The following is a 25,383-nucleotide window of genomic DNA, read 5'->3' on the forward strand; positions in this document are numbered from 1 at the left end:
ACGCTCGAGGGGTGATCGAGCTGCCGCCGTACCCGCGACGCGCCTCGAATGCCGCGGTGAGGGACGCCGATCCGCTCGCCTACCGCCTGGCCGCGTCGGGCGTGGGGACACTCGCCCTCGGAGTCCTGCTCCTCGTCGGGTGGGCGCTCGTGCAGTTCGAGGTCGTCAGAGCCGCATGGCTCGACACGCTCGCGGGACTGGTCGCTGTCGTCCTACTGTGGGCGGGTGTCCTCGGGCTGGCGCTCGGGGCCGCACTGGTCGCCTATCCGGCCGGAGTGCGGCGCGAACTCGCCCTGCACCGCTTCGCGCGTTCTGTGGGGTTGTCGTACGCGCGATTCGGCGCACCTCTCGAGATGGGCGGAGTCTTCTTCGCCGAGCGGGCCCCCGGTGCCGATCCCTCGTACGGGAGCGCCTTCGAGCTGTATCGGCCACCTTTCGACGATGCCCCGCTTCGCCTGGGCGTCGCCACGTTCGAGGGGGGACGGGATGCCGCGCGCGGGCCGCGCCACGCTTTTCGCTTCCTCGCTCTCCGGCTGCCCCGCCCGATGCCGCACATCATGATCGACTCGCTGCGCAACGGACGCCTCCGAGCCGAGCTACCGGGCGCGCAACGGGTGTCCCTCGAGGGCGAGATGGATCGCCACTTCGCGGTCTACGCTCCTCTTGGCTACGCGCGCGACGCTCTCCAAGTCCTCACACCCGACGTCCTCGTCTGCCTCCTCGAGCACGGACGGAATTGGGACGTCGAAGTCGTCGACGACCTCCTGCTCGTGGCATCCACCCGATTCCGGCGGGGCCGGGATGCCACGGAAGTGCCCGCTCTGCTGCGCTTCGCGACCCTCCTGGGTGCCGAAGTCCGCACGCAGATCGTGCCGTACACCGACCCCCGCGCTGTGTTCCCCCGCACGCAGGTCGCCGCCGCGGGGAGACGTCTGCGGCGGCGTTCGGTCTGGTGCGACATCGCCATTCTGCTCGGGCTCGTCATCGGAGTGCCCGCGGCGATCCTCGGTGGCGTCTTGCTCGTCGCCCGGTGACGGTGTCGGCGCGGCACGGCCCCGTAGACTAGCGAGCGCGAATGGGTCGGCTGGACGGTCGCGTCACGGGTTCGCCCGTGCCGAGGAACGTCCGGGCTCCACAGGGCAGGACGGTGGGTAACGCCCACCCGGAGCAATCCGCGAGACAGTGCCACAGAGAGCAGACCGCCCCGTCCCCTCGGGGTGCGGGGTAAGGGTGAAAGGGTGGTGTAAGAGACCACCGGGGTCGTGGTGACACGACCCGCGAGGTAAACCTCGTCCGGAGCAAGGCCAGACAGGGGATGACGACGCGGCTCGCCGAGTCCCCGGGTAGGCCGCTGGAGCGGCACGGCAACGTGTCGCCGAGAGAGATGACCGTCCACGGGGTTTCGACCCCCGGACAGAACCCGGCGTACAGGCCGGCCCATTCGCCCCTCGGGATCGCACGCCGAAACCAGTAGTCCGGTCGGCATCTGAGCGCCGTGCGGCTCCGAAGACCTGTCGTGGCACAAGACGACGCACGGGACTTCCTGGTCAATCTCATCGATCGGGCGGACGCGACAGGACGACCCTTCTGGGACGCGACCGCCGACGAGCGGGCGATCGCGCGTGCGCGCTTCGGCACGCCCGCGGCCGCGCTGCAGACGACGCGCAGCCGCGACGGCGATTCGGGGGCCGTCGGCGCGGCCGACCTGTTCCTCGGCACGGCGATCCTCGTCGAGGTCGCGGCGGAGCTCCTGCAGGCGCCGAGCAATGGGCGCACGCGCCAGCAGGCCGTCGCCGCCATGCGCGAGCGGGTGCATCTGCTGCTCGGCTAGACGCGCTCGCGGGTCACCCCCGATGCGGAGTGTCGGACATATGTTCTACACTCGACCACGGCCGGGGAAGGGGTCCGGTGCATGGGTTCGACGAGAGTCAGCGACGAGATGGTCGCTCGGGTATTGGCATCCATCGCCCCCTGCACGTTGCAGCCCGAGACCTGGGGAGCGCGGCCCATCGAGTGGTACGCGCAGAAGCGCCCTGTATGGGCGTGGGTGACCTGGCCCAACCGGGCCGCCACCCGCGAACCCGCGTGGGCGACGGGTGGCAACGACCGCGTGGTCATGCTCGAGGTGCCGTGCGAGGGCGGCCACTGGGCACCCGTAGTGTGGCGCAATGCGGTCAGCCTGCGTCGGGCAGACGCCGCCTGAAAGGTTTCCGGATGCCACGGCACCGGCCCCGGATCTACTTGACCGCGGGCAGCGCCTCGGGCACCGGCACCGCGAGCGACGCGGCGCCGATGATGCCGGCGTTGTTGCGGTGCTTCGCCGGGACGATGGGAGCACGCAGCTTCAGTAGGGGGAGGAAGTTCTCGGAGTGCTTCGACACGCCCCCGCCGACGACGATGAGGTCGGGGCTGAAGAGGAACTCGACGTAGTCGTAGTACCACTGCAGGCGCTTCGCCCACTTGTCCCACGACAGTTCCTCGCGCTCCATGGCCGAGTAGGCCGCGAAGTGCTCGGCGTCCTTCTTGTGCCCGGCGCGCTGCAGGTGACCGAGCTCGCTGTTGGGAACGAGCACGCCGTCGTAGATCATCGCCGACCCGATGCCCGTGCCGAGCGTCGTGAGGATGACGAGACCGTTCACGCCCTTGGCCGCGCCGTAGCGCACCTCGGCGATACCGGCGACGTCGGCGTCGTTGGCGAAGTGGATGTCGCGCGACAGGCCGTGCTCGAAGAACTTCTCGGCCTCGAAACCGATCCACGACTTCGAGACGTTCGCGGCCGAAAGGGTGCGGCCGCCCTTCACGATCGAGGGGAACGCGACGCCCAGGGGAAGATCCGCGGGGGCCTCCAGAGTCTCGAGCACCTGCTTCACCGCCGCGAGGACGTCGGCCGGCTCTGCACCCTCGGGCGTCGCGACCTTCACCCGGTCGCTGATCAGCTCACCGGCATCCAGATCCACGATCCCGGCCTTGATGCCGGTTCCGCCGATGTCCACTCCGACCGCACGAGACGCATTCGTTGCCATACCCCTCAGCCTATCCAGCCGCACGGTCGGGATCAGTAGGATCGGGGGAGCACCGGCGGTTCGCGCCGAGACGCGAGATCCACGTGAGGAGCGATCGTGAGCGACGATGACAAGAAGTACTGGTACAACCTCGAGACCGGCAAGGTCGAGCAGGGATACGAGTCGCCCGCGGTGGATCGCGCCGGCCCCTTCGACACCGCCGAAGAGGCGGCCAACGCGCCGCAGCTCATGAAGGAGCGCTCGAAGCAGTGGGCCGAAGAAGACGCCCGCGACGACTGGGGCTCCGGCTCCACCCGCTGAACGCCCACCGAAACGAGGGATGACGATGGACAAGCAGCGCGATTTCGTCTTGCGCACGATCGAGGAGCGGGGCGTCAAGTTCGTCCGCCTCTGGTTCACCGACGTGGTCGGCACGCTCAAGTCGGTGGCGATCGCCCCGGCCGAGGTCGAGGGCGCCTTCACCGAGGGGCTGGGCTTCGACGGCTCCGCGATCGAGGGACTGACGCGGTCGTACGAGTCCGACCTGCTCGCGCACCCCGACCCCACGACCTTCCAGATCCTGCCGTGGCGCGGTGAGATCGACCCGACCGCGCGCATGTTCTGCGACATCACGACGCCCGACGGGCAGCCGGCCGTCGCCGACCCGCGTCACGTGCTCAAGCGCACGCTCGCAAAGGCGGCCGACGCCGGGTTCACGTTCTACACGCACCCCGAGATCGAGTTCTACCTGTTGAAGTCCTCGCAGCTGGGTGCCGACGGTCGCCCGCAGCCGGTCGACTCGGCCGGGTACTTCGACAACGTCCCCGGCGGCACGGCGCACGACTTCCGTCGCCGGTCGGTGCGCATGCTCGAAGACCTCGGCATCTCGGTCGAGTTCAGCCACCACGAGGGTGGACCCGGCCAGAACGAGATCGACCTGCGCTACGCCGATGCGCTGACCACGGCCGACAACATCATGACGTTCCGCACGGTCGTGAAAGAGGTCGCGATCGAGCAGGGCGTGTACGCCACCTTCATGCCGAAACCGATCAGCGGCCAGCCCGGCAGCGGTATGCACACGCACCTGTCGCTGTTCGAGGGCGACATGAACGCGTTCTACGAAGAGGGCGCGCAGTACCAGCTGTCGAAGGTGGGCCGTCACTTCATCGCGGGCCTGCTGCGTCACGCGAACGAGATCTCGGCCGTGACCAACCAGTTCGTCAACTCATACAAGCGCCTGTGGGGCGGCGACGAGGCTCCCAGCTTCATCTGCTGGGGCCACAACAACCGCTCCGCTCTCGTGCGCGTGCCGCTGTACAAGCCGAACAAGGGCCAGTCGACGCGGGTCGAATACCGCGCGCTCGACTCCGCCGCCAACCCCTACCTGTCGTACGCGCTCATGCTCGCGGCGGGCCTCAAGGGCATCGAGCAGGAGTACGAGCTCCCGGCCGAGGCCGAGGACAACGTCTGGTCGCTCAGCGACGCGGAGCGCCGCGCGCTCGGCTACGCACCGCTGCCGGCGAGCCTCGACCACGCCCTCGAATACCTCGAGGAGTCAGAGCTCGTCGCCGAGACGCTCGGCGAGACGGTCTTCAAGTACGTGCTGCTCAACAAGCGGCGCGAGTGGCAGCAGTACCGCGCTCAGGTGACGCCGTTCGAGCTCGCGAGCAACCTCGAAGCGCTCTGACAGTCGTCCCATGACCTCGGGCGATCGTTCCACCGCGCTCACCGCCCTCGCCCGCACCGGCTTCTCACGGCTCGCCGAAGCAGACACCCTGCTCTCCGAGCTCGAGGAGTCGGTGGGGGTGGAGCGGGCGGATGCCATGCAGCTCGCGCAGCGCGTGGCCGACCCCGACCGTGCCCTGCTGTCGATCCTGCAGGTCGCCCGCCGTGATCGCGAAGCGGTTCGCGCGGCGGCGGCGGACGCGGGAGCGTGGCGCGCCCTGTGGGACATCGTGGGCGCCTCCGACGGCTTCGCGGAGTTCTACCTGCGCCACCCCGATGAGCTCGCGCATCTCTCGGGTGCGGGCCTGACCCTGCCCGACGAGCCCTTCATGCGCGCCGAGCTCCTGGCATCCGTCGGCGACGTCGAGGGCTTCGCGTCGGATGCCTCGGATGTCGCGTGGGTGGCGTTGCGCGTGCGCTATCGGCGACTGCTGGCCCGGATAGCGGCCTACGACCTCGGGCAGGACGACCCCGCGGGCGCGATTCCCGCCGTGGCCTCGTCGTTGGCCGACCTGGCGGGAGCGGCCCTCGAGGCGGCTCTCAGCGTGGCGAGGGCGCGGGTCAGCGGGCCCGGGCCGGGATCGTTCCCTCGTGAACAGGTGGAGGCGACCCGGTTCGCGATCATCGCGATGGGCAAGACGGGCGCGCGTGAGCTGAACTACGTCAGCGACGTCGACGTGATCTTCGTGGGGGGATCGGCCGATGAGGACGCCGTCACCGAGGCGCGCGCGATCGACATCGGCACGCGGCTCGCCGTGCAGACGATGCGCGGCATCTCGGGTCCCGAGATCGAGCCGCCCCTGTGGGAGGTCGACCCGAACCTGCGCCCCGAGGGCAAGCAGGGCGCGCTCGTCCGCAGCCTCGCCTCGCACGAGCAGTACTACGCGCGGTGGGCGAAGAGTTGGGAGTTCCAAGCCCTGCTGAAGGCCCGGGCGATCGCCGGGGACCCGACGTTGGGGGCCGAGTACGTCGCCGCCGTCCAGCCCCTGGTGTGGCACAGCGCCGCGCGAGAGAACTTCGTCGAGGGCGTCCAGCGCATGCGCGAACGCGTCACCGATCACATTCCGTCCGCGGAGGTCAATCGACAGCTCAAGCTCGGGCCCGGCGGCATCCGAGATGTCGAGTTCACCGTGCAGCTCCTGCAGCTGGTCCACGGTCTGACCGATGAACGGATCCGCCAGCGCGGCACGCTCGAGGCGCTCGACGCGCTGGTCGCCGAGGGGTACATCGGGCGGTCCGAGGCCGAGGCGTTCGGTCGCGACTATCGCCTCCTGCGTCTGCTCGAGCACCGCCTCCAGCTTCGCGGTCTCCGCCGCACGGCGCTGTTGCCCGAGAAGGACGACGACCTGCGGGTCCTCGCACGAGCGTCGCGACTGGCCGACTCGGCATCGGGGGTGCAGGCCGTGTGGGAGGGCATCAAGCGCGAGGTGCGCGACATCCACGTGCGCCTGTTCTACCGCCCCCTGCTGTCGGCCGTGGCCGCCCTTCCCGAGGGGGAGCGCACCCTGTCGACCGAGCAGGCGCGCGATCGCCTCGCCGCGATCGGCTTCCGCGACCCGGCCGGAGCGCTCCGCCACATCGCCGCGCTGACCAGCGGCTTGAGCCGCAAGGCGACGATCCAACGGCACCTCATGCCGATCATGATCCGGTGGTTCGCCGACGGCGTGGATCCCGATTACGGCCTGCTCGTCTTCCGCCGCATCAGCGAGCGGCTCGGCAACACCCCCTGGTTCCTGCGGATGCTGCGCGACTCGGCCGGGGCCGCCGAGAGTCTCACGCGGGTGCTCTCGGGCTCGCGGTACATCGGTGAGCTCATGGAATGGATCCCCGAGTCGGTGGCCTGGCTCGACGACGACGCGCTGCTGCGCCCCCGTTCGGGAAAGGCGCTCGAAGAAGAGGCGCGGGCCATCCAGACCCGCTGGCAGAACATCGACGACGCGATGCGTTCGGTGCGGGCGCTGCGCCGGCGCGAGATGCTGCGTGTCGCGATGGCCGCGGTTCTCGGAACGGTCTCGCTCGAGGAGCTCTCCGACGCCCTCAGCACCATCACCGAGGTCACCATCCAGGCCACCCTGCGCGCCGTGCGCCGTGTCGTCGTCCCGCCCGAGGACGACGATCTCGACTTCGCGGTCATCGCGATGGGACGCTTCGGCGGACGCGAGATCGGTTTCGGATCGGATGCCGACGTGATGTACGTCTATCGCGCGAACGGAATCGACCCGCAGCGGGCCAGTCAGCTCGCGCTGAAGCTCGTCGCCGGCCTGCGCGAGCAGTCGGAGGACCACCGTCTGCCGCTCGACCTCGATGCGGAGCTCCGACCCGAGGGGCGGAGCGGTCCTCTCGCCCGCTCCCTCGACGCCTACGCCGAGTACTACCGGCGGTGGTCGTTGTCGTGGGAGGCGCAGGCGCTCCTGCGCGCCCGTGGCGTGGCCGGCAGTGTCAAGCTCATCGGGGCGTTCCTCGAGCTCGCCGACGAGGTGCGGTATCCGGTGTCGGCCGATCAGAACGGGCTCCGCGAGATCCGGCGCATCAAGGCGCGCGTCGAGAACGAGCGTCTGCCGCAGGGCGCCGACCCCGCTCGGCACCTCAAGCTCGGCCCCGGTTCGATCAGCGACGTGGAGTGGCTCGTGCAATTGCTGCAGCTCCAGCACGCGCGCGCGATCCCCGCGATGCGGACGACGTCGACGCTCGAGGCGTTGGATGCCGCTGTCGACGAGGGGATCATCGAGGCCGACGCGGCCGAGAAGCTCGCCGCGGCTTGGCATCTCGCGAGCCGTCTTCGTTCGGCGAACACGCTGTTGTCGGGCCAGACGAGCGATGTGCTTCCCGTGGACCGAGCGAAGCTCGACGGTATCGGTCGCATCCTCGAATATGCTCCGCGCTCGGCCACGCAGGTCGAAGAGGACTACCTGGGCACCACGCGCCGCGCGCGCCGCGTCTTCGACAAGCTGTTTTACGGATGACCGTGAGCGGAAGGGATGCCGCCCGCTCGCGGCATCCCTTCCGCACAGCTCACGACATGAGACGTTCGCGCACCTCGCGTCGCTGGACCTTCCCGATGAGGGAGCGGGGCAGGTCGTCGACCACGACGACACGACGCGGCACTTTGTAGGCCGCGAGGCGCGCCTTGCAGAAGTCGCGGATCGCGTCGGGTTCGACGTGGACGCCGTCGCGCAGCACGATCGCCGCCGCGACGTCTTCTCCGCCGCTCGACTTGGGTAGGGCGACGACCGCCGCTCCGGCGATGTCGGGGTGCGAGGTCAGGACGTCTTCGACCTCGCTGGGCGACACGTTGAACCCGCCCGTGATGATGATCTCTTTGAGACGGTCGACGATGGTGACGAAGCCGTCCGGTGAGACCGAGGCGATGTCGCCCGTGCGCAGCCACCCGCCGTCGAGCAGTGTCGCCGCCGTGTCGGAGGGGCGGTTCCAGTACCCCTGGAAGACCTGGGGACCGCGCAGGAGGAGCTCTCCGGGCTCGCCGAGGGGCCGGTCGACGGTCGGGTCCTCGGGGTCGACGACGCGGATGTCGGTGCTCGGAAAAGGCACGCCCACCGTTCCGGGGCGGCGGGACGGGCCGATGGGGTTGCCGAGGGCGACCGGCGACGACTCGGTCATTCCGTACCCCTCGACGAGAAGACCCCCGGTGGCGGCCTCCCACCGATCGACGGTGGCGACGGGCAGGCTCATCGCCCCCGAGATCGCGAAGCGCACGGTGCTCAGGTCGAGCGTGCCCCGGGCTGCGGCGCGCGCGAGCTGGTCGTAGATGGGGGGAACGGCGGGAAGGAAGGTGGGCGGGCTCTTCTTCGCCGCCGCCGCGACCAGCTCGAGGTCATACTTCGGGAAGAGCACGAGCTTCGCCCCGATGCTCATGGCGAATGTCAGGCAGAGCGTGAGCCCGTAGGCGTGGAACAGGGGGAGGACCCCGTAGAACGTCTCTTCACCGTCGCGAAGGCCCGGTACCCACGCGCGGCCCTGCATCGCGTTGGCCCGCAGGTTCGAGTGGGTGAGGACGGCGCCCTTGGGGCTGCCCGTGGTGCCGCTCGTGTACTGCAGCAGTGCGATGTCGTCGAGAACGGGGCCGGGGTGCTTTCGAGACAACGTGCCGTGCGTGAGGAGCTTCTCCCACGCCTGCGGACGCTTGGACCGCGGCGCGCTGGTGAGCTGCTCGCGCGCGGCCTTGGCTTTCGCCACCGGGAGGCGCAGCGCGAGGCGCTTCGCGAAGGGGAGGGCGGTCGTGATGTCGACGCTGATGATCTTCTCGAGCGCCAGGTCGGCCGGGAACTCGGCGACGGTGTCGGCCAGCTTGTCCCACACGATGGCGAACCGGGCGCCGTGGTCCTCGAACTGATGACGCAGTTCGCGGGGCGTGTACAGCGGGTTGTGCTCGATGACGATCGCGCCGAGGCGCAGCGCGGCATAGAACGCGACGACGTGCTGCGGCGAGTTCGGGAGGACGAGGGCGACGCGGTCGCCGGCCCGAACCCCCAGTCGACGCAGGCCCTCTGCTGCGCGGGAGACCTGGTCGCCGAGCTCGCGATAGGTGGTCGGCGCACCGAAGAACTCGAGGGCGGTCTTCTTTCCGTACCGCGCGACCGAGGCCGCCAGCATCTCGGGCAGTGTCTGCGAGGGCTCGTCGATCTCGAGGGGCACCCCCTCGGCGTAGGAGGTGGACCACGGACGCGACGCGTATGGGGACTCGGCCATGCTCCCATCCTCCCGTGCCCCTCCGACATCGCGGCGGAGGTTCACCTGAAGGGATGCCGGGAAGCCGGCGACGAGGCGAAAAACTGACGACCCTCGCAACCGGCGGCCGATCGGCCTAACCTGGCCCGCATGTGCCGCAATATCGTTCCCCTGCACAACTTCACGCCTCCGGCGACGGATGCCGAGTGCCACGACGCGGCGCTCCAGTTCGTCCGCAAGATCGTGGGGACGACGACGCCATCGCGGGCCAACCAGGACGTCTTCGATCGCGCCGTGGACGAGATCGCGGCATCCGTCCGGAATCTGCTCGACGACCTGGTGACGAAAGCCCCGCCGAAGGTGCGCGAGGTCGAGGCGGCGAAGCGGCAGGCCCGCTCGGCCGAGCGCTACGAAGCCATCCGCGTCTTCCAGGAGCAGAAGCGAGCGTCACGCGCCGGATGATCCGCAGGCGAACGACGATGCCCGCCCCCGCGAAACGGCGGGGACGGGCGTCGACGTGGAGGATCGGGCGATCAGACCCCGAAGTACAGCTCGTACTCGAAGGGGTGCGGGCGCTGGGCGATCGGCTGGATCTCGTTCTCGATCTTGTACTCGATCCAGGTGTCGATGAGCTCCTGCGTGAACACGCCGCCGGCGAGCAGGAACTCGTGGTCGGCGCGCAGAGCCTCGAGCGAGTCGAGCAGCGAGTTCGGAACCTGCGGGATGTTCTTGGCCTCTTCGGCGGGGAGCTCGTAGAGGTCCTTGTCGACGGGCTCGTGCGGCTCGATGCGGTTCTTGATGCCGTCGATACCGGCCATGAGCTGAGCCGCGAACGCGAGGTACGGGTTGCCCGAGGCGTCGGGAGCGCGGAACTCGATGCGCTTTGCCTTGGGGTTGGTACCCGTGATCGGGATACGGATGGCCGCGGAGCGGTTACCGGCCGAGTACACCAGGTTGACCGGAGCCTCGAAGCCCTTCACCAGGCGGTGGTAGCTGTTGAGGGTCGGGTTGGTGAACGCGAGGACCGCGGGGGCGTGCGCCAGCAGACCGCCGATGTACCAGCGGGCGACGTCGGAGAGTCCGCCGTAGCCGGTCTCGTCGTAGAACAGCGGCTTGCCGTCGTTCCACAGCGACTGGTGCGTGTGCATGCCGGAGCCGTTGTCACCGAAGAGCGGCTTGGGCATGAAGGTCGCGACCTTGCCCCACTGCTCGCAGGTGTTCTTGACGATGTACTTGAACTTCAGGATGTCGTCGGCCGCGTGCAGCATCGTGTCGAAGCGGTAGTTGATCTCCTGCTGACCACCGGTGCCGACCTCGTGGTGCGAACGCTCGAGCGCAAAGCCCGCCTCGATCAGCTTGAGGGTGATGTCGTCGCGCAGGTCGGCCGTCTTGTCGACCGGCGAGACGGGGAAGTATCCACCCTTGTAGGGGGTCTTGTTGGCGAGGTTTCCGCCCTCCTCTTCGCGTCCGGTGTTCCAGGCGCCCTCTTCGGAGTCCACCGAGTAGAAGCTCGAGTTCTGCTTCACCTCGTAGCGGACGTCATCGAAGATGTAGAACTCGGCCTCGGGGGCGAAGAACGCGGTGTCGGCGATGCCGGTGGAGGCGAGGTACTTCTCGGCCTTCTTGGCGACCTGACGCGGGTCCTTGCCGTAGATCTCACCATTACGCGGGTTGTAGATGTCGAAGATCATGACGAGGGTCTTAGCCTCGCGGAACTGATCGACGTACGCGGTGGTCACGTCGGGGATCAGCTGCATGTCCGACTCGTGAATGTTCGCGAACCCGCGGATCGACGAGCCATCGAACAGCTGTCCGACGGTGAAGAACTCCTCGTCGACGGTCGAGGCGGGGATGTTGAAGTGCTGCTGCACACCAGGAAGATCCGTGAAACGGATGTCGAGGAACTTGACGTCCTCGTCCTGGATGAACTTGAGCACCTCGGACGAATCTTTGAACATGAAGACTCCAGAGGTAGAACATTCGGGATCATGCCGGCCTCGGCCAGCCTCCTCGACCCTACCCAGAACCGGTGTCCCGGTCATATCTCGCATGTTTCGGGGATGTTACGCGGCGCCGATTACGCTGGATGCCGTGAGCGTCCCCGCCGAGAACGAGTATCCGGGCCAGCGGCTCGGCCTTCCCCGCGAGGGTCGCGGCTCCATCGCCCGCCCAGGACGCCGCATCGCGGCCCTGCTCATCGACGTCGCGAGCGCCGGCCTCATCGGCTACGCGTTCTTCTCCGCACCCGACCCGGTGACGGGCGTGCCGTTCGCGAATCCGATCGCGACGAACCTGATCTTCTTCGCCGTCCAGATCCTCTTCATCCCCCTCCTCGGCGGCAGCCCCGGACACCGGATCCTGGGGATGCGCCTGGAGCTGGCATCCGGGGGCTGGGTGGGCCTCTGGCGCCCGATCGTGAGAACCGTCCTCCTCGCCCTCATCATCCCCGCGGTCGTGTGGGACGCCGACCAGCGCGGCCTGCACGACAAAGTCGTCGGAACGGTCCTCGTGCGTTCCTGAATCCCCGATCCATGGAAAAGGCCCCCGCCGGAGCGGGGGCCTTTCTCATGAGATCAGCGGGGACGCGGGGAGCGCATCTTCGTCGGGTCGACGCCCTTCGGGATCGGCAGCGACGACAGGCCCTGCGACACCGAGGACACGCGCTTGATGACGGCCGCCATCGTCGAGCGGTCGACCTTCTTCGGGAGCGCCTTGATCGTCGAGGCGAGCTTGGCGATCGGCACCTCGTCGTCGCCGTGTCCGACGTAGAGAACGGTGACGGGCACGCCGGCGGCGACGCGCGTCACACGGGAGCGCTCCTCGCCGACGAGACGCGTCAGACGGCTGCGGTTACCCTCGCCGATGAGGACGACACCGCCGCGGCCGATGGCCCGGTAGACGGCCTCCTGCGTGCGCGGGTTGACGCCGATCGGAGCCTCGGAGGCCTGCCAGTTGCGCCCGAGCGACGACGACAGCACGTGACCGGTGGCGCCGGGCATGCCGTCGATCTTCTTGTACATCGCGGTCGTCGACAGACGCGTCATCGTGATCATCGACGCCAGGATGCCGGCCAGCAGGCCCGTGACACCCCAGAGGATGATGCTCCAGGCCGCCAGCGGCGGGATCAGGAAACCGATGAGCACACCGAGGGCGATGCCCACCAGCACGATTCCGGCCAGCAGGAACGGCAACCACCGGTACTCCTTCTGGGTGAAGGTGTACAGGGTTTTGATCTGCGAGAAGAAGCCCGGACGCTTCTCGGGCGTGGTGGTGCGAGCGGCCATGAGAATGATTCTATCTTCGCCGCGAGTCCTTCCTCCCCAGGCGGCGGATCCCTCGTTCGCTCCCCACTTCAGGGGCGACGCGCCCTCGAGGGGCGCCGGGTTCGGCCACCATCGCGGAATGAGCAGCTCCACGGCATCCGTTCTCGCCGAACCCCTCGACGCGTACCTCAGACGTCGAGCGCGCAGCACCCTTCCCCTGACGCCGGGGGAGGCCGTCACGGCAGCCGTCGGCCTCCTTCGCGGATGCCGCGCATCCACCACCGCGGCGGACGGGAAGACCTGGTGGCTCACCGCGACCGGGTGCCCCGTGGCGATCGACGACCCGGACGGACCCGACGCGATCGCAGCGACCGCCGAGACGCTCTCGCACCTCGCTAACATCGCCGACGACACGCCCACGCGCGAGATCGTCGGTCGCGCACGAGAAAGCGTGTTGACGCGCCCTCCACGCGATTGGGAGGCGGTCGAGAGGCGTCTGTTCGCGCACGCGACGCCCGTTCCGCTCGTGCTCGGCCCGTTGTTCCCGGCAGCGGAACCCGTCGCGGATCCGCCGACGCGCGAGCAGGACGGTCCGGCGATCCGGGTGCTCGACCTCGTCGATGCCGACCTCGCCGACGCGACCCGACAAGCGCTCGAGCGTGTCCGCGGACACTGGCGTCGGTCTCGCGTCTTCCGCATGTCCACGTTGAGCGCGAGCATCGGGGTGATCGCCGTGCTGGCCTTCTGCCTGATCCCCGAAGACCGCGCAACGCCGCAGCCTTCTACCGGCCAAACCGACGTCGATCCCGCGCCGACCTCGACGACGCCGTGGCTGTCGGACCCGCTGCCGGTGGACGAGCGCCGTCCGCTGTCCGACGACGTGGAACAGATCGCCCGCACACTGTTCACTGAGCTGCAGGGATGCCGAGGCGACGCGGCCTGCGTGTCCAGGTACGAAGAGAACTCCGCCTTCCCACGGGAACCTGTGGCGGCTGGGGCGGCGGCAGGAAAGATCACCGTCGTCGACGACTTCGGGGGAGTGACCGTCGTGCGGGTCGATGCGGCAGAAGCGACGCAGTACGTCACCCTCGTGCGCCAGAACGAGCGATGGCTGGTCCGCGCCGTCAGAACGGTCGCGGACCAGCCATCATGAGCCGGTGCTCGGTGCGATCAGATTCCGAGGTCACCCTCGAACTGCGCCGCCTCGAGGCGAGCCTTGACCGCGCCGAGGAAGCGAGCGGCGTCGGCTCCATCGATGATGCGGTGGTCGTACGACAGCGCGAGGTAGACGTACGAGCGGACCGAGATCGCGTCCTTGCCGTCGACCGAGACCACACCGGGCTTCTTCACCACGGCACCGAGGCCGAGGATCGCCGACTGCGGCAGGAACACGATGGGCGTGTCGAAGAGCGCGCCGCGCGAACCGGTGTTGGTCAGCGTGAACGTGCCGCCGGCGAGCTCGTCGGGCTTCAGCTTGTTGTCGCGCGTGCGGGCGGCGAGATCGGCGATCTCGCGCGCCAGCTGCGCGATGTTCTTGTCGCCGGCGTCCTTGACGACCGGGGTGAGCAGACCGCGCTCGGTGTCGACGGCGATCGACACGTTCTCGTGAGCGGGGTAGACGATCTCGTCACCCTCGACCGTGGAGTTGATGATCGGGTACGCCTTGAGACCCTCGATGGCCGCGATGGCGAAGAACGGCAGGAACGAGAGCTTGTCGCCCGTCTTCTGCTGGAACTCGCCCTTCATGCGGTCACGCAGAGCCGCGAGCTTGGTCACGTCGACCTCGACCACCGTCGTCAGCTGAGCCGTGGCCTGCATCGACGCGACGGCGCGCTCGGCGATGACCTTGCGCAGGCGCGACATCTTCTGCGTGGTACCGCGCAGGGGCGAGACCTCGACCGGCGCGGGGGCGGCCGCCGGGGCCGACGCGGCAGCGGGAGCCGCAGCGGCGGGAGCGGACTTGGCTGCCTCGGCGGCCTTGAGCACGTCTTCCTTGCGGATGCGTCCACCGACGCCGCTGCCCTTGACCGAAGCCAGGTCGACGCCCTGCTGCTGCGCCAGGCGGCGCACGAGCGGGGTGACGTAGGTCACGTCGTCGTTGGACGAGGCAGCCGGAGCCGCGGCGGGAGCAGGCTGTTCGGCCGGCTTCTGCTCGGCGGCGGGAGCGGGCTGCTCGGCCGGCTTCTCCTCCGCCGCGGGGGCGGGTTGCTCGGCCGGCTTCTCTTCGGCGGCCGGGGCGGCGGGCGCCTCGGGCTGCGCGGCCGGGGCGGCACCACTGCCGATGCGCGCGAGGGCGGCACCGACGTTGACCGTCTCGTCTTCCTGAACCAGGATCTCCTGCAGCGTGCCGGCGACCGGCGAGGGAATCTCGGTGTCGACCTTGTCGGTCGAGATCTCGAGCAACGGCTCGTCGACCGCGACGTCGTCGCCGACGGCCTTCAGCCAGCGGGTGACGGTGCCCTCGGTGACACTCTCGCCGAGCTCGGGGAGCTTCACCTCGGTGGAGTCGCCACTCGCGGCGGGCGCGGACTCGGCAGCGGGCTGCTCGGCGGCGGGCTGCTCGGGAGCGGCCTCGGCGGGGGCCGCCTCTTCGGCCGGAGCGGACTGCTCCTCGGCCGGGGCGGCCTGCGGGGCGTCGTCGGACGAGGCGGCGCCGGAGCCGTCACCGATCTTCGCGAGGACCGCTCCGACCTCGACGGTCTCGTCTTCCTGGACCAGGATCTCCTCGATCACGCCCGAGACGGGCGAGGGGATCTCGGTGTCGACCTTGTCGGTCGAGATCTCCAGCAGACCCTCGTCCTCCTGGACGGTGTCACCGACCTGCTTGAGCCAGCGGGTGACCGTTCCCTCGGTGACGCTCTCGCCGAGAGCGGGGAGGACGACGGAAGTGCTCATGGATATGTCTCCTTCGTACCGGATGCGGTACCTAGCTTAGTGACCGGTTTGTGGTCAGAGTGCGTGCAGGGGCTTGCCGGCGAGAGCCAGGAAGGCTTCGCCGAGCGCCTCGCTCTGGGTGGGGTGTGCGTGGACGAACGGCGCGATGTCTTCGGGGTGGGCTTCCCATCCCACGGCGAGCTGCGCCTCCGAGATCAGTTCACCGACGCGATCGCCCACGAGGTGGGCGCCGACGACGGGGCCGTCGACACGTCGGACGATCTTCGCGATGCCCGAGGTGCCGATGATCTCGCTGCGGCCGTTTCCGGCCAGGTTGTACTCGTACGCCTTCACGGCATCGGATCCGTAACGATCCTGCGCCTGCGCCTCGGTGAGCCCGACGGACGCGACCTCGGGGTGCGAGTAGGCGACGCGGGGGACGTCGACGTCGGGGACCAGCACGGGCGCCAGCCCGGCTATCTCCTCCGCCACGAAGATGCCCTGCTGGAAGCCGCGGTGCGCGAGCTGCAGGCCGGGGACGATGTCGCCCACCGCCCACACGTGGTCCGCGGCGGTGCGCAGACGCTCGTCGGTCTGGACGAAGCCGCGGTCGAGGACGACGCCGGCTTCTTCGTAGCCGAGTCCGGCGGTCACCGGGCCCCGGCCGACAGCGACCAGGACGTAATCGGCCACGAGCTCGGAGCCGTCGTCCAGGGTCACGGTCGCCGAGTCCGCGGACTGCGAGAGGGAGGCGAACCTCTTCCCGAGCTGGAACGAGATCCCGCGCTTTCGGAACGCGCGCTCGAGCGCCTTGCTCGACGCCACGTCCTCGGCCGGCAGCAGGTGGGGGAGTGCCTCGACGATCGTGACGTCGACGCCGAACGAACGCCACACGCTCGCGAACTCGACACCGATCACGCCACCGCCCAGGACGACCACTCGCTCGGGGATCACGTCGAGGTCGAGGGCCTGCTCGCTGGTGAGCACCCGCCCGCCGATCTCGAGGCCCGGCAGGCTCCGGCTGTACGAGCCGGTGGCGAGGATGACATCGGTTCCGCGGTACACGTCGTCGCCGACGCGAACCGTCGGCCCCGCCGCGAGCACCCCTTCGCCGTGGACGACACGGATGCCGCGAGCCGAGATCAGGCCCTCGAGTCCCTTGAACTTCTTCGCGACGATGCCTTCGCGGTACGCCCGCACGCGCGCCGGATCAATGCCCGAGAAGGTCACATCGACGCCGATGTCGGCCGCGCCACGGGCGGCATCGGCGACCTCGCCGGCGTGGAGGAGCGCCTTGGTCGGAATGCACCCCCGGTGCAGGCAGGTGCCGCCGAGCTTGTCCTTCTCGACGAGCACGACGTCTTTGCCCAGCTCGGCGAGGCGGAGGGCGGCGGCGTAGCCACCGCTTCCACCGCCGAGCACGACGACGTCGGCGGAGTACTCGGTCACCGTACGCCGTCCGTGGCCAGCATCTCGACGAGCGAGCGGACCGTCGCTCCCGTCACGCCCTTGTCGGTGTACCCGAAGGGCGCGGACTTGTTCATGCCCACACCGGCGATGTCGAGGTGCACCCAGGGGATACGCGGAGCATCGGCGTCCGACGAGACACGACCCACGAAGTGGCGCAGGAACAATCCGGCGAACAGCGAGCCGCCCGCGGGGTCGCCGATCTTGGCGTTCTGCAGGTCGGCGATGGGGGAGTCGAGGTCGTCGACCATGTGGCCCGGGAGCGGCAACTGCCAGGCGAGCTCTGCCGTCCGCGAAGACGCGGCCAGGTACGTCGCGACCGCCTCGTCGTCTCCCATCACACCGGTGTGGCGGTTGCCGAGCGCGACGGTGATCGCCCCCGTCAGAGTGGCCACGTCGACGATGAGATCGGGGTTCTCGCGGCTGGCCGCGGCGAGGCCGTCGGCGAGCACGAGGCGACCTTCGGCATCGGTGTTCAGCACCTCGACGGTCGTGCCGTCGAGGGTGCGCAGTACGTCGCCCGGGCGCGTCGCGCGACCCGAGGGCATGTTGTCCGCGATGCAGAGCCAGGCGCTCACGTGCACGGGCAGACGCATCTCGGCCGCGGCCTTGAGGACGGCGAGCACTGTCGCGGCGCCGCACATGTCGTACTTCATACCGACCATGGATGCCGGCGGCTTGAGCGAGAGGCCACCGGTGTCGAACGTGATGCCCTTGCCGACGAGGGCGACGTGACGCTCCGCGTCGGCGGGCGCGTAGTCGAGGCGCACCATGCGCGGCGGGCGGTCGGATCCCTGCCCGACTCCGAGGATGCCGCCGTATCCGCCCTCGCGAAGGGCGTTCTCGTCGAGCACCTCGACCTCGACGGGCAGGCCCTCGACAGCCTTCACGGCGGCGTCGGCGAAGTCGGCGGGCCCGAGCCACTCGGCCGGGGTCGTCACCAGGTCCTTCACCAGCGCGACCGCACCGGCGACGGCCGCGACCGCAGCGGTGTCGCTGTCGGCGGGCGCCTCATCGGCGACCACCGTCACGCGGGTCGCGCGCACCTTCGCCGCCTTCTTCTTGTAGTCGGCGAAGCGGTATCCGCCGAGAGCGGCACCCTCGGCGATCGGACGCCACGGGGAGGCGACGAGCGACTGCACGGCGACGTGCTCGAAGCCGGTCAGCTGGCGGAGCCCCGTGCCCGCGGCGTCACGCAGAGCCGCGTCCGCCGGGTTCGAGCCCGCACCGGCCACGGCCACGGGGGTGGAGACGCCCGGGACGTGCACCCGCTGGAACGAGCCCGCCGCGCCGGTGAAACCGACGGCGGACAGCGACGCCATCAGTCCCTCCCAGCCGGCCGGATCCGGAGCCCCCTCCGAAACAGTGGGGACGATCAGAAGGATCGCGTCGGCGTCGGACTCGAGAACGGGGGCGTCGGTATACGCCACGGAGGGAAACGGCATGGCATCCATCCTAGGTTCGAGCGTGTTCGCTAGGAGCGGGACGCACCGCGGCCGACGCAACCGGCACGCTCGTAGAGTGGAGGTATGCGTTCCTCCGCCCCGCTGTACGACCGCGCCCCTGCGGCGCCCCCCGTGCCGTCGGGCCTGCCGCTCGTGATCGCCCTCACCGGCTTCACCGATGCCGGTGGCGCGGTGACCCGTCTCGTCGAGTACTTCCGAAACGACGTGCAGCCCAACGCCCTCTTCGTCTTCGACAACGACGCGCTGCTGGATTACCGCGCGCGCCGACCCGCGATCACGTTCGTGGAGGACCACCTCACGGACTACCGACCCGCGCGCCTCGAGCTGTCGCTCGCACACGACTCCCTCGGGCAGCCCTTCCTGCTCCTCGCGGGATACGAGCCCGACTTCCTCTGGGAGGCCTTCGCCGAGACCGTCCTCGAGCTGTCGGCGGGACTGCAGGTCTCGTCGATCTCGTGGGTGCACGCGATCCCCATGCCGGTCCCGCACACGCGCCCCATCGGCACCACCGTCAGCGGAACGCGCCCCGACCTCGCCGAGGCTCACTCCGTCTGGCGCCCTCACACCCAGGTGCCCTCCACGGCGGGCCACCTTCTCGAGTACCGCTTCGCCGAAGCCGGCGCCAAGGTGGCGGGCTTCGCCCTGCTCGTTCCCCATTACCTGGGCGACACGGAGTACCCCGCCGCAGCCCTCGCCGCTCTCGACAGCTTGACCGTCGCGACCGGTCTGGTGTTCTCGGGAGAAGTGCTGCGCGAAGAGAACCGCGAGTTCCTCGAGAAGGTCACCGAGCAGGTCGAAGGCAGCGACGAGCTGACCCGCATGCTCGAGAACCTCGAGGAGCGTTACGACGCATACATGGCGGGTTCGACCCAAGCCACGCCGATCATCCACACGGGCGATCTGCCGAGTGCCGACGAGCTCGCCGCCGAGCTCGAGCGCTTCCTCGCCTCGCGCCCCGGCGACGACGATCGTCGCGGCAAGCTCGGCTGACGGCATCCGACATCCGCGTCGACGGGATGCCGAGGAGTCGGCATCCCGGGAATGTCCCATCGGGCGCGAGCGTTGTCTACGCATAGATCCCCGGTCCACGTCAAGTCCCGGTCCGGGAATGTGAGACAATGAAGAACCTGACCCGTTGTCAACCGGACCAGGAGCCCCCGCTCCTCGGTTCGGGACTTGACAAGGGTCTTACTAGTGTCCGAGAACGACCGGTGGCCGTGCAGCGTACGTTCCCGGTGAAAGGCGAAACGTGGCAGACACGACAACCAAGACCCGCTCCCGGAGTGCGAAGGACACCGAGCTCGAGAACTCCGAGGAGACCGTGACGGCGTCGAAGACGACGACCGCCAAGAAGGCCCCCGCGAAGAAGGCTCCGGCAAAGGCCAAGGCGACCCCCGCCAAGGCGAAGGCCAAGGCCAAGAAGGACGACGACCTCGAAGAGGACGACGTGGTCGAAGAAGGCGACGTCGAGATCGACGAGACCGACGACAGCGACGACTCCGACGACGCGGCCAAGACCGACGCGAAGAAGACCGACGACGACGATGACGACGAGACACCGGCGGCGCCCGCCGAGGCACTTCCCACCGGCGCCATCGTCATCTCGTCGAGCGACGAGGACGACGTCCCCGTCTACTCGGCGCAGATCACCGGCGCCACCGCCGACCCGGTCAAGGACTACCTGAAGCAGATCGGCAAGGTCCCGCTGCTGAACGCGGCCGAAGAGGTCGAGCTCGCGATGCGCATCGAGGCCGGTCTGTTTGCCGAAGAGAAGCTGTCGAACATGTCGGCGGCCGAGAAGACGAGCCAGCTCGGACTCGACCTGCAGTGGGTCGCCCGTGACGGTCAGCGCGCCAAGAGCCACCTGCTCGGCGCCAACCTCCGCCTCGTCGTCTCGCTCGCCAAGCGCTACACCGGCCGCGGCATGCAGTTCCTCGACCTCATCCAGGAGGGCAACCTGGGCCTGATCCGTGCGGTCGAGAAGTTCGACTACACCAAGGGCTTCAAGTTCTCGACCTACGCCACCTGGTGGATCCGTCAGGCCATCACACGCGCGATGGCCGACCAGGCCCGCACCATCCGCATCCCGGTGCACATGGTCGAGGTCATCAACAAGCTCGCGCGCGTCCAGCGTCAGATGCTGCAGGACCTCGGTCGCGAACCCACGCCCGAGGAGCTCAGCCGCGAGCTCGACATGACCCCCGAGAAGGTCATCGAGGTGCAGAAGTACGGCCGCGAGCCGATCTCGCTGCACACGCCTCTCGGTGAAGACGGAGACAGCGAGTTCGGTGACCTCATCGAGGACACCGAGGCCGTCGTCCCCGCCGACGCGGTGGGCTTCACCATGCTGCAGCGTCAGCTGGAGTCGCTCCTCGACTCGCTCAGCGAGCGCGAGGCGGGCGTGATCCGCATGCGCTTCGGCCTCGGCGACGGTCAGCCCAAGACCCTCGACCAGATCGGCGACACGTTCGGTGTCACGCGCGAGCGCATCCGCCAGATCGAGTCGAAGACCATGGCGAAGCTGCGTCACCCCAGCCGCTCGCAGTCGCTCCGGGACTACCTCGAATGAGCGGCGAGGCCAACGCCGGCAAGGCGCTCACCGTCACCGTCGAGGGCACGTCGTACGCCCGCATCCCGATCCGCACGCGGGTCGTCATGCCGGGCGACGACCTCGACGCGTTCATCCTCGAGTACGCGAAGGATGCCGTGCAGCCGGGCGACCTGCTGTTCGTCACTGAGAAGATCGTCGCGATCACGCAGGGCCGGTCGTTCAAGCTCGACACGATCAAGCCCCGCAAGCTCGCGCTCTTCCTGTCGAAGTACGTCACCCGCACGCCCTACGGCATCGGTCTCGGCATGCCCGAGACGATGGAGATGGCGCTACGCGAGTGCGGAACGCCCCGCATCCTGTTCGCCGCGGCCGTCTCGGCCGTGACCAAGGCGTTCGGACGCAAGGGCGACTTCTACCGCATCGCCGGCGACAAGGCGCGCGCGATCGACGGCCCCACCAAGGGCACGATCCCGCCATACAACCAGGCCGTGGTGCTCGGACCCGAGCGTCCGCGCGAGGTGGCCGCCCGCCTCAAGTCGCTGCTCGGCGGCGACCTGCAGGTGGCCGTGGTCGACATCAACGACCTGGGTGGCAACATCCTCGGCTCGACGATGGACAAGGCCGGCGAGAAGCGCCTCGTCGCGATCCTCAAGGACAACCCGCTCGGTCAGGGCCACGAGTCGACGCCGCTCGGCATCGTGCGTCACACCTGAGACACCTCGTCGAGAGGCCCGTCCCGTTCTCGGGGCGGGCCTCTCGCGTTCCCGGATGCCTCCTCCCAACCGCCCGCGCCCGTCACCCAGATGTCTCGCCCCGGTTGCGCGGCGACGGCCCCGCCGGGCGCCCACTTGCGGCAAACGAGCGGGTCGAGGCGCCCACGCACGGCGCTCATGTGCCGCAGATGCACGCCACCGGCCACTCCAGGCGCCCATTTACGGCAAACGAACGGCCCGCGGCGCTCACGCACGACGCTCATGTGCCGCAGATGCACGCCACCGGCCACTCCAGGCGGCCCTTTGCGGCAAACGAACGGCTCGCGACACTCAGGCGCGGCTGCGCGTGTGGGGCGTACTCACCACGCGGCCCCGGTAGGTGTTCACGCCGCGCGCCACCGGGCGGGGGACCGAGGCAGTGAGCATCTTTCGCGCCGACGGAATACAGCAGAGGCCCGCCCCCACGCGGGGGGACGGGCCTCTCGGCATCCGGGATCAGAACCCGATGGCGGCCTGGTAGCGCGGCTTGTGCCCGGTGCGGATTCCGGTCACGCTCGGCTTGTTCTCGTAGACACCGGCGCCCCAGTTGCCCTCGACGAGTACGGGGCCGTCGGGGCCGACGACGATGTCCCAACCGACGTACTGCACCTGGGGGACGACGCGGGCGACCTGGTCGACGAACGCCTTCACCTTGTCGATCATCGGCAGCTGGAAGTCGGCGATGCGAACGCCCGAGTCGGGGTGCAGCTCGTGCACGTGACCGTGCGAGTCGTAGCCGGCGCCAAGCGCATGGCCGTTCTCGTCGAGCATCGTGTAGAAGCCGCCGAAGGTCATCTGGTCGCTCACCGCGCCGCGGCCGAACTTCTGCGCCATTGCAAGGATGTGAGTCTTCTGTCCGTCGAAGAACGCGGTGACGCGCGTGGTGTTGACGGTGCCGGGGCAGACGGCCGCGAGGTCGTCGTGCTGGCGGATGACCTCTTCGACGAGGATCTCCCCGCGCTCGAGCAGTCCGCGGTGGAAGGCGCTCCAGTCGTCGACCTCGGCCGCGTGATACCGGTGCACGCCGGTGCCGGCCTGACCGACCGGCTCCTTGGTGACGATGGTTCCAAGGCGCTCGGTGAAGGCGTGCAGTTCGTCGGCGTTGCCGGCATCCACCACCATCCAGTCACGACGGAGGAACTCGCTGAAGGTCTTGTCGAACTCGACCTTGTCCTGGAACAGGCCGCGGTAGTCGGGGTGGTCGTACTTCTGCGAGATCTGGTTCGAGACCGGGTGCGTCATGTACGTCGCGCGCTCGGCGGGGGTAAGGATCGCGAAGTCGTAGTCGATGTAGTCCTGGAAGCCGACGTTCTTGACACCGGCCTGGAAGAGCATGTCCGCGACGACGAGTGGCAGGGCCTTGCCGTGCTGCGCGGAGGCCTCTTTGGCTCGTTCGACGACGGATCCGACGTCGATGCGGCGGGCCCGCCCAGCGAGGTAACGCAGGCGTGTGACGGGGGAGAAACCCTGTTGAGGCATGAGGCTCCGAGGTCGGGGACGAAGGACCCCGTTAGTCTAAAGGGGTGACCTCCACGCTCCCTGCCCGCTTGCCCGCGGCCGGCGGAGTAGCCCCGGTGGCCCTCGTCTCCGAGTCGGCCCTGCGTCGCAACGCGCCCCTCGCCCTCGCCGCCGGCACCGCGACCGGCACCGACGACGTTCTCGCCGACGACGCGTGGGGGCACGGCGCCGAGTGGGTGGCATCCGTGCTCTCGGATCTCGGGATGGATGCCGCGCCCCTCGACGCAGCGGTCCTGTTCGGCCTGCCCGGCTCGCACGCACAGCCCGTGATGTCGCTGCGCGGACGCGCTCTGGGAATCAAGCCGCTCCTGCGCGGCGAGGGCGTCTCGTACGGCTACACGCACCGCGCTCCTCACGACACCACCGTGGCCCTCGTCACCGGCGGCTACGCGCAGGGGGTGGTGCGCTCGCTCGGGAACGCCGCCACGGTCGCGATCGACGGGCGCCGGCACCGCATCGTCGGGCGCGTGGCCATGGACGTCTGCGTCGTGGACGTCGAGCACGCCGCTGTGCCGCGCGGAGCGGAGGTCGTCTTCTTCGGCGACCCCGCAGAGGGGCACCCCTCGCTCGAGGAGTGGACGGATGCCACGGGGCTCGGTGCCGCCGAGATCGTCGCCGTCGTGGGCGTCCGCGCCGTTCGGCGGGTGAGCGCGTGAGCGCCGTTTACCGCGTCGACCTCGACGCCTTCGCTCGCAACCTCCGTCGCGTGCGAGAGGCCGTGGCCCCCGCGGCGCACATGCTCGTCGTCAAGGACGACGCCTACGCCCACGGTCTGGAGCAGATCGTGACGCGGGCCGTCGCGGAGGGCATCCGTTGGATCGGCGCTTTCGACGTCGTCACCGGGGCGGCCGTTCGCCGCATCGCCGGTCCCGACGTGCGCATCTTCGTGTGGCTGATCGGCGGATCCGACGATCTGGCCGCGGGCATCGCGGCCGACCTCGACCTGGGCATCGGCGACGAAGCGCTCCTCGACGACCTGTCCCGGCTCGAGGCCCACCGGCCCGCGCGCGTGCACCTCAAGATCGACACGGGCCTTCACCGCAACGGCATCCGTCCCGAACGATGGGAGGCCGCTCTCGCGCAGACCTCGGAGCTCGTCGCCGCGGGCCGGGTGGCCTTCGAGGGGATCTGGTCGCACATCTCCGAGGCCTCGGATGCCGACGACGACGACGCCCGAGCGGTGTTCCTGGCCGCGCGCGAGACGGCGCGCGCCGCGGGGCTCGACCCGCGTTTCTCCCACTTGGCCGCCAGCGCGGCAGGGTTCGCGCGCGAGGAGTTCCGCGAAGACATCGTGCGGGTCGGGGCGTTCTCGTACGGCATCCGTCCCGCCGGCGGCCCGGGGGAGCGGGAGCTCGGCATCGAGCCGATCGCGACGCTGTCGGCCACGGTGACGGCGGTGGATGCCGCGGGCGTGCACCTCGACCTCGGAAGTCTGCACGGGTTGCCCAGCGCCCTGGGCGGGCGATTCGACGTTGTCACCCCCGGGGGGCCGCGACGGGTCGAGGCGATCGCGCCGACCGAGACGGTGCTCGCCCCGTGGGCCGGCGCTCAGCCCGGCGACGAGATCGCCCTGTTCGGTCCCGCGGCTCTGCACACGGCGACCGATCTGGCCGAACTGATCGACACGATCGGCGAGGAGATCGCGCTGCGCGTGTCGCCGACCGTTCCGCGCGTCTACGTCTCGACCGACGCCTGAAACGCGGAACGGGCCCCGACGCACTTCGTGCGTGCGGGGGCCCGTTTCGAGGTGATGGTTTCAGTCGGCGGCGTTGAGTCGCGCCGTCTCGTCGTGCCACGAGGTGGCGACGCTGCGGAGCTTCTCTTCGTACTTGCGGCCGTGGTGTGCGCAGAACAGCAACTCACTGCCGTTCACCTCAGCGGCGATGTACGCCTGTGCGCCGCAGGAGTCGCAGCGATCGGCCGCCGTCAGGCGGTGATCGAGGACGGCTGACGCTTCGGGTGCAGTCGTGGTGGTCATGTCGGGTGCCCTCCTCAGGTGGTCGTGGGCGAGTCTCCATATACAACCACGCGGATGTTTCCCCTATGCCGCGGCTTGATCACATTTCGCTGTGCGCGTAC

General features: G+C 69.3%; 23 protein-coding genes and 1 other RNA gene. 15 read left to right on the forward strand and 9 right to left on the reverse strand.

The genetic code is table 11. From position 1 onward, the window contains the following. Positions 1 to 11: 11 nt before the first annotated feature. From ASE56_RS15000 to ASE56_RS15010, 4 genes are all read left to right on the forward strand, one after another. The gene (locus tag ASE56_RS15000) at positions 12 to 1,034 is read left to right on the forward strand and encodes a hypothetical protein (protein WP_056231459.1); all 1,023 of its coding nucleotides are present in this window, start codon (positions 12 to 14) and stop codon (positions 1,032 to 1,034) included. A 42-nt stretch (positions 1,035 to 1,076) separates the two neighbouring features. Further along, an RNA gene (gene rnpB, locus ASE56_RS16290) (RNase P RNA component class A) lies at positions 1,077 to 1,444 on the forward strand. 72 nt (positions 1,445 to 1,516) lie between these two features. After that, positions 1,517 to 1,831, forward strand: coding sequence for a hypothetical protein (locus ASE56_RS15005; RefSeq protein WP_056231464.1), 315 nt, complete (start codon positions 1,517 to 1,519; stop codon positions 1,829 to 1,831). Between the two features lie 81 nt (positions 1,832 to 1,912). After that, entirely contained in the window at positions 1,913 to 2,203 is a 291-nt protein-coding gene (locus tag ASE56_RS15010) for a hypothetical protein (RefSeq protein WP_143017854.1), read from the forward strand. A 34-nt stretch (positions 2,204 to 2,237) separates the two neighbouring features. On the opposite strand, the gene ppgK is transcribed toward ASE56_RS15010, so the two are convergent. Further along, positions 2,238 to 3,023, reverse strand: a complete 786-nt coding sequence (ppgK, locus tag ASE56_RS15015) for a polyphosphate--glucose phosphotransferase (protein ID WP_056231476.1) — start codon at positions 3,021 to 3,023, stop codon at positions 2,238 to 2,240. Positions 3,024 to 3,119: 96 nt separating this feature from the next. Between ppgK and ASE56_RS15020 the strand changes: the two genes are divergently transcribed. From ASE56_RS15020 to ASE56_RS15030, 3 genes are read left to right on the forward strand one after another with little or no spacing between them, the layout of a single operon-like run. Next, entirely contained in the window at positions 3,120 to 3,323 is a 204-nt protein-coding gene (locus ASE56_RS15020) for a hypothetical protein (RefSeq protein WP_056231480.1), read from the forward strand. Positions 3,324 to 3,348: 25 nt separating this feature from the next. Continuing rightward, positions 3,349 to 4,689: a type I glutamate--ammonia ligase gene (gene glnA / locus ASE56_RS15025; RefSeq protein WP_056232374.1), complete on the forward strand. Its 1,341-nt coding sequence runs from the start codon at positions 3,349 to 3,351 to the stop codon at positions 4,687 to 4,689. Positions 4,690 to 4,699: 10 nt separating this feature from the next. Then, on the forward strand, positions 4,700 to 7,690 hold the full coding sequence (locus tag ASE56_RS15030; protein ID WP_056231484.1) for a bifunctional [glutamine synthetase] adenylyltransferase/[glutamine synthetase]-adenylyl-L-tyrosine phosphorylase: 2,991 nt from the start codon (positions 4,700 to 4,702) through the stop codon (positions 7,688 to 7,690). 49 nt (positions 7,691 to 7,739) lie between these two features. On the opposite strand, the gene ASE56_RS15035 is transcribed toward ASE56_RS15030, so the two are convergent. Beyond that, positions 7,740 to 9,434 carry a long-chain-fatty-acid--CoA ligase gene (locus ASE56_RS15035; protein WP_056231486.1) on the reverse strand — a complete coding sequence of 565 codons (1,695 nt, stop codon included), beginning with the start codon at positions 9,432 to 9,434 and terminating at the stop codon, positions 7,740 to 7,742. A gap of 129 nt (positions 9,435 to 9,563) precedes the next feature. Here ASE56_RS15035 and ASE56_RS15040 point away from each other — a divergent pair, with 129 nt between their 5' ends. Further along, positions 9,564 to 9,875 (forward strand): DUF2277 domain-containing protein, encoded by a 312-nt coding sequence (locus ASE56_RS15040; protein WP_056231489.1) that lies wholly within the window; start codon positions 9,564 to 9,566, stop codon positions 9,873 to 9,875. Positions 9,876 to 9,946: 71 nt separating this feature from the next. Here ASE56_RS15040 and glnA (ASE56_RS15045) read toward each other — a convergent pair whose 3' ends face one another. Continuing rightward, positions 9,947 to 11,371: a type I glutamate--ammonia ligase gene (glnA, locus tag ASE56_RS15045; RefSeq protein WP_056231492.1), complete on the reverse strand. Its 1,425-nt coding sequence runs from the start codon at positions 11,369 to 11,371 to the stop codon at positions 9,947 to 9,949. A gap of 91 nt (positions 11,372 to 11,462) precedes the next feature. Here glnA (ASE56_RS15045) and ASE56_RS15050 point away from each other — a divergent pair, with 91 nt between their 5' ends. After that, positions 11,463 to 11,933, forward strand: coding sequence for an RDD family protein (locus tag ASE56_RS15050; RefSeq protein WP_056231494.1), 471 nt, complete (start codon positions 11,463 to 11,465; stop codon positions 11,931 to 11,933). Positions 11,934 to 11,986: 53 nt separating this feature from the next. On the opposite strand, the gene ASE56_RS15055 is transcribed toward ASE56_RS15050, so the two are convergent. After that, positions 11,987 to 12,697: a DUF4191 domain-containing protein gene (locus ASE56_RS15055; protein ID WP_056231496.1), complete on the reverse strand. Its 711-nt coding sequence runs from the start codon at positions 12,695 to 12,697 to the stop codon at positions 11,987 to 11,989. Positions 12,698 to 12,815: 118 nt separating this feature from the next. Here ASE56_RS15055 and ASE56_RS15060 point away from each other — a divergent pair, with 118 nt between their 5' ends. Continuing rightward, entirely contained in the window at positions 12,816 to 13,829 is a 1,014-nt protein-coding gene (locus ASE56_RS15060; protein WP_056231498.1) for a hypothetical protein, read from the forward strand. Between the two features lie 17 nt (positions 13,830 to 13,846). Here the strand turns inward: ASE56_RS15060 and sucB are convergent, their stop codons facing one another. The 3 genes from sucB to ASE56_RS15075 are packed head-to-tail and all read right to left on the reverse strand — an operon-like array spanning position 13,847 to position 18,462. Next, complete coding sequence (gene sucB, locus ASE56_RS15065; protein WP_056231501.1) at positions 13,847 to 15,571, reverse strand: 2-oxoglutarate dehydrogenase, E2 component, dihydrolipoamide succinyltransferase; 1,725 nt, start codon at positions 15,569 to 15,571, stop codon at positions 13,847 to 13,849. A gap of 54 nt (positions 15,572 to 15,625) precedes the next feature. Continuing rightward, on the reverse strand, positions 15,626 to 16,999 hold the full coding sequence (gene lpdA / locus ASE56_RS15070) for a dihydrolipoyl dehydrogenase (protein WP_056231504.1): 1,374 nt from the start codon (positions 16,997 to 16,999) through the stop codon (positions 15,626 to 15,628). Further along, the gene (locus ASE56_RS15075) at positions 16,996 to 18,462 is read right to left on the reverse strand and encodes a leucyl aminopeptidase (RefSeq protein ID WP_056232376.1); all 1,467 of its coding nucleotides are present in this window, start codon (positions 18,460 to 18,462) and stop codon (positions 16,996 to 16,998) included. Before ASE56_RS15075 ends, lpdA begins: the two co-directional genes overlap by 4 nt. Positions 18,463 to 18,546: 84 nt before the next feature. Between ASE56_RS15075 and ASE56_RS15080 the strand changes: the two genes are divergently transcribed. The 3 genes from ASE56_RS15080 to ASE56_RS15090 all read left to right on the forward strand — a co-directional run bounded on the left by ASE56_RS15080 (position 18,547) and on the right by ASE56_RS15090 (position 21,747). Next, a complete protein-coding gene (locus ASE56_RS15080; protein WP_056231507.1) occupies positions 18,547 to 19,473 on the forward strand; it encodes a proteasome assembly chaperone family protein in 927 nt (308 codons plus the stop codon). A gap of 259 nt (positions 19,474 to 19,732) precedes the next feature. After that, positions 19,733 to 21,052, forward strand: coding sequence for an RNA polymerase sigma factor (locus tag ASE56_RS15085; RefSeq protein ID WP_056231510.1), 1,320 nt, complete (start codon positions 19,733 to 19,735; stop codon positions 21,050 to 21,052). Further along, positions 21,049 to 21,747 (forward strand): coenzyme F420-0:L-glutamate ligase, encoded by a 699-nt coding sequence (locus ASE56_RS15090; RefSeq protein ID WP_056231515.1) that lies wholly within the window; start codon positions 21,049 to 21,051, stop codon positions 21,745 to 21,747. The genes ASE56_RS15085 and ASE56_RS15090 overlap by 4 nt, the downstream gene beginning before the upstream one ends. 495 nt (positions 21,748 to 22,242) lie before the next feature. Here the strand turns inward: ASE56_RS15090 and ASE56_RS15095 are convergent, their stop codons facing one another. Continuing rightward, positions 22,243 to 23,265 (reverse strand): sugar-transfer associated ATP-grasp domain-containing protein, encoded by a 1,023-nt coding sequence (locus ASE56_RS15095; RefSeq protein ID WP_056231518.1) that lies wholly within the window; start codon positions 23,263 to 23,265, stop codon positions 22,243 to 22,245. Positions 23,266 to 23,309: 44 nt separating this feature from the next. Here ASE56_RS15095 and ASE56_RS15100 point away from each other — a divergent pair, with 44 nt between their 5' ends. Further along, the gene (locus tag ASE56_RS15100; protein ID WP_056231521.1) at positions 23,310 to 23,960 is read left to right on the forward strand and encodes an alanine racemase C-terminal domain-containing protein; all 651 of its coding nucleotides are present in this window, start codon (positions 23,310 to 23,312) and stop codon (positions 23,958 to 23,960) included. Further along, positions 23,957 to 25,000 carry an alanine racemase gene (locus ASE56_RS15105; protein WP_056231524.1) on the forward strand — a complete coding sequence of 348 codons (1,044 nt, stop codon included), beginning with the start codon at positions 23,957 to 23,959 and terminating at the stop codon, positions 24,998 to 25,000. Before ASE56_RS15100 ends, ASE56_RS15105 begins: the two co-directional genes overlap by 4 nt. A gap of 60 nt (positions 25,001 to 25,060) precedes the next feature. Here the strand turns inward: ASE56_RS15105 and ASE56_RS15110 are convergent, their stop codons facing one another. After that, positions 25,061 to 25,282, reverse strand: a complete 222-nt coding sequence (locus ASE56_RS15110) for a hypothetical protein (RefSeq protein WP_056231527.1) — start codon at positions 25,280 to 25,282, stop codon at positions 25,061 to 25,063. Positions 25,283 to 25,383: the final 101 nt, after the last annotated feature.

Source organism: Microbacterium sp. Leaf203 (genome assembly GCF_001421275.1).
Classification (GTDB): domain Bacteria; phylum Actinomycetota; class Actinomycetes; order Actinomycetales; family Microbacteriaceae; genus Microbacterium; species Microbacterium testaceum_A.

What these genes read in the sequence shown, in the direction of transcription:
- ASE56_RS15010 (WP_143017854.1), top strand. Translation starts at nt 1,913, where the DNA reads ATGGGTTCGACGAGAGTCAGCGACGAGATGGTCGCTCGGGTATTGGCA.
- ppgK (WP_056231476.1), bottom strand. Translation starts at nt 3,023, where the DNA reads ATGGCAACGAATGCGTCTCGTGCGGTCGGAGTGGACATCGGCGGAACC.
- glnA (WP_056232374.1), top strand. Translation starts at nt 3,349, where the DNA reads ATGGACAAGCAGCGCGATTTCGTCTTGCGCACGATCGAGGAGCGGGGC.
- ASE56_RS15030 (WP_056231484.1), top strand. Translation starts at nt 4,700, where the DNA reads ATGACCTCGGGCGATCGTTCCACCGCGCTCACCGCCCTCGCCCGCACC.
- ASE56_RS15035 (WP_056231486.1), bottom strand. Translation starts at nt 9,434, where the DNA reads ATGGCCGAGTCCCCATACGCGTCGCGTCCGTGGTCCACCTCCTACGCC.
- ASE56_RS15040 (WP_056231489.1), top strand. Translation starts at nt 9,564, where the DNA reads ATGTGCCGCAATATCGTTCCCCTGCACAACTTCACGCCTCCGGCGACG.
- glnA (WP_056231492.1), bottom strand. Translation starts at nt 11,371, where the DNA reads ATGTTCAAAGATTCGTCCGAGGTGCTCAAGTTCATCCAGGACGAGGAC.
- ASE56_RS15050 (WP_056231494.1), top strand. Translation starts at nt 11,463, where the DNA reads ATGTTTCGGGGATGTTACGCGGCGCCGATTACGCTGGATGCCGTGAGC.
- ASE56_RS15055 (WP_056231496.1), bottom strand. Translation starts at nt 12,697, where the DNA reads ATGGCCGCTCGCACCACCACGCCCGAGAAGCGTCCGGGCTTCTTCTCG.
- ASE56_RS15060 (WP_056231498.1), top strand. Translation starts at nt 12,816, where the DNA reads ATGAGCAGCTCCACGGCATCCGTTCTCGCCGAACCCCTCGACGCGTAC.
- sucB (WP_056231501.1), bottom strand. Translation starts at nt 15,571, where the DNA reads ATGAGCACTTCCGTCGTCCTCCCCGCTCTCGGCGAGAGCGTCACCGAG.
- ASE56_RS15075 (WP_056232376.1), bottom strand. Translation starts at nt 18,462, where the DNA reads ATGCCGTTTCCCTCCGTGGCGTATACCGACGCCCCCGTTCTCGAGTCC.
- ASE56_RS15080 (WP_056231507.1), top strand. Translation starts at nt 18,547, where the DNA reads ATGCGTTCCTCCGCCCCGCTGTACGACCGCGCCCCTGCGGCGCCCCCC.
- ASE56_RS15090 (WP_056231515.1), top strand. Translation starts at nt 21,049, where the DNA reads ATGAGCGGCGAGGCCAACGCCGGCAAGGCGCTCACCGTCACCGTCGAG.
- ASE56_RS15095 (WP_056231518.1), bottom strand. Translation starts at nt 23,265, where the DNA reads ATGCCTCAACAGGGTTTCTCCCCCGTCACACGCCTGCGTTACCTCGCT.
- ASE56_RS15110 (WP_056231527.1), bottom strand. Translation starts at nt 25,282, where the DNA reads ATGACCACCACGACTGCACCCGAAGCGTCAGCCGTCCTCGATCACCGC.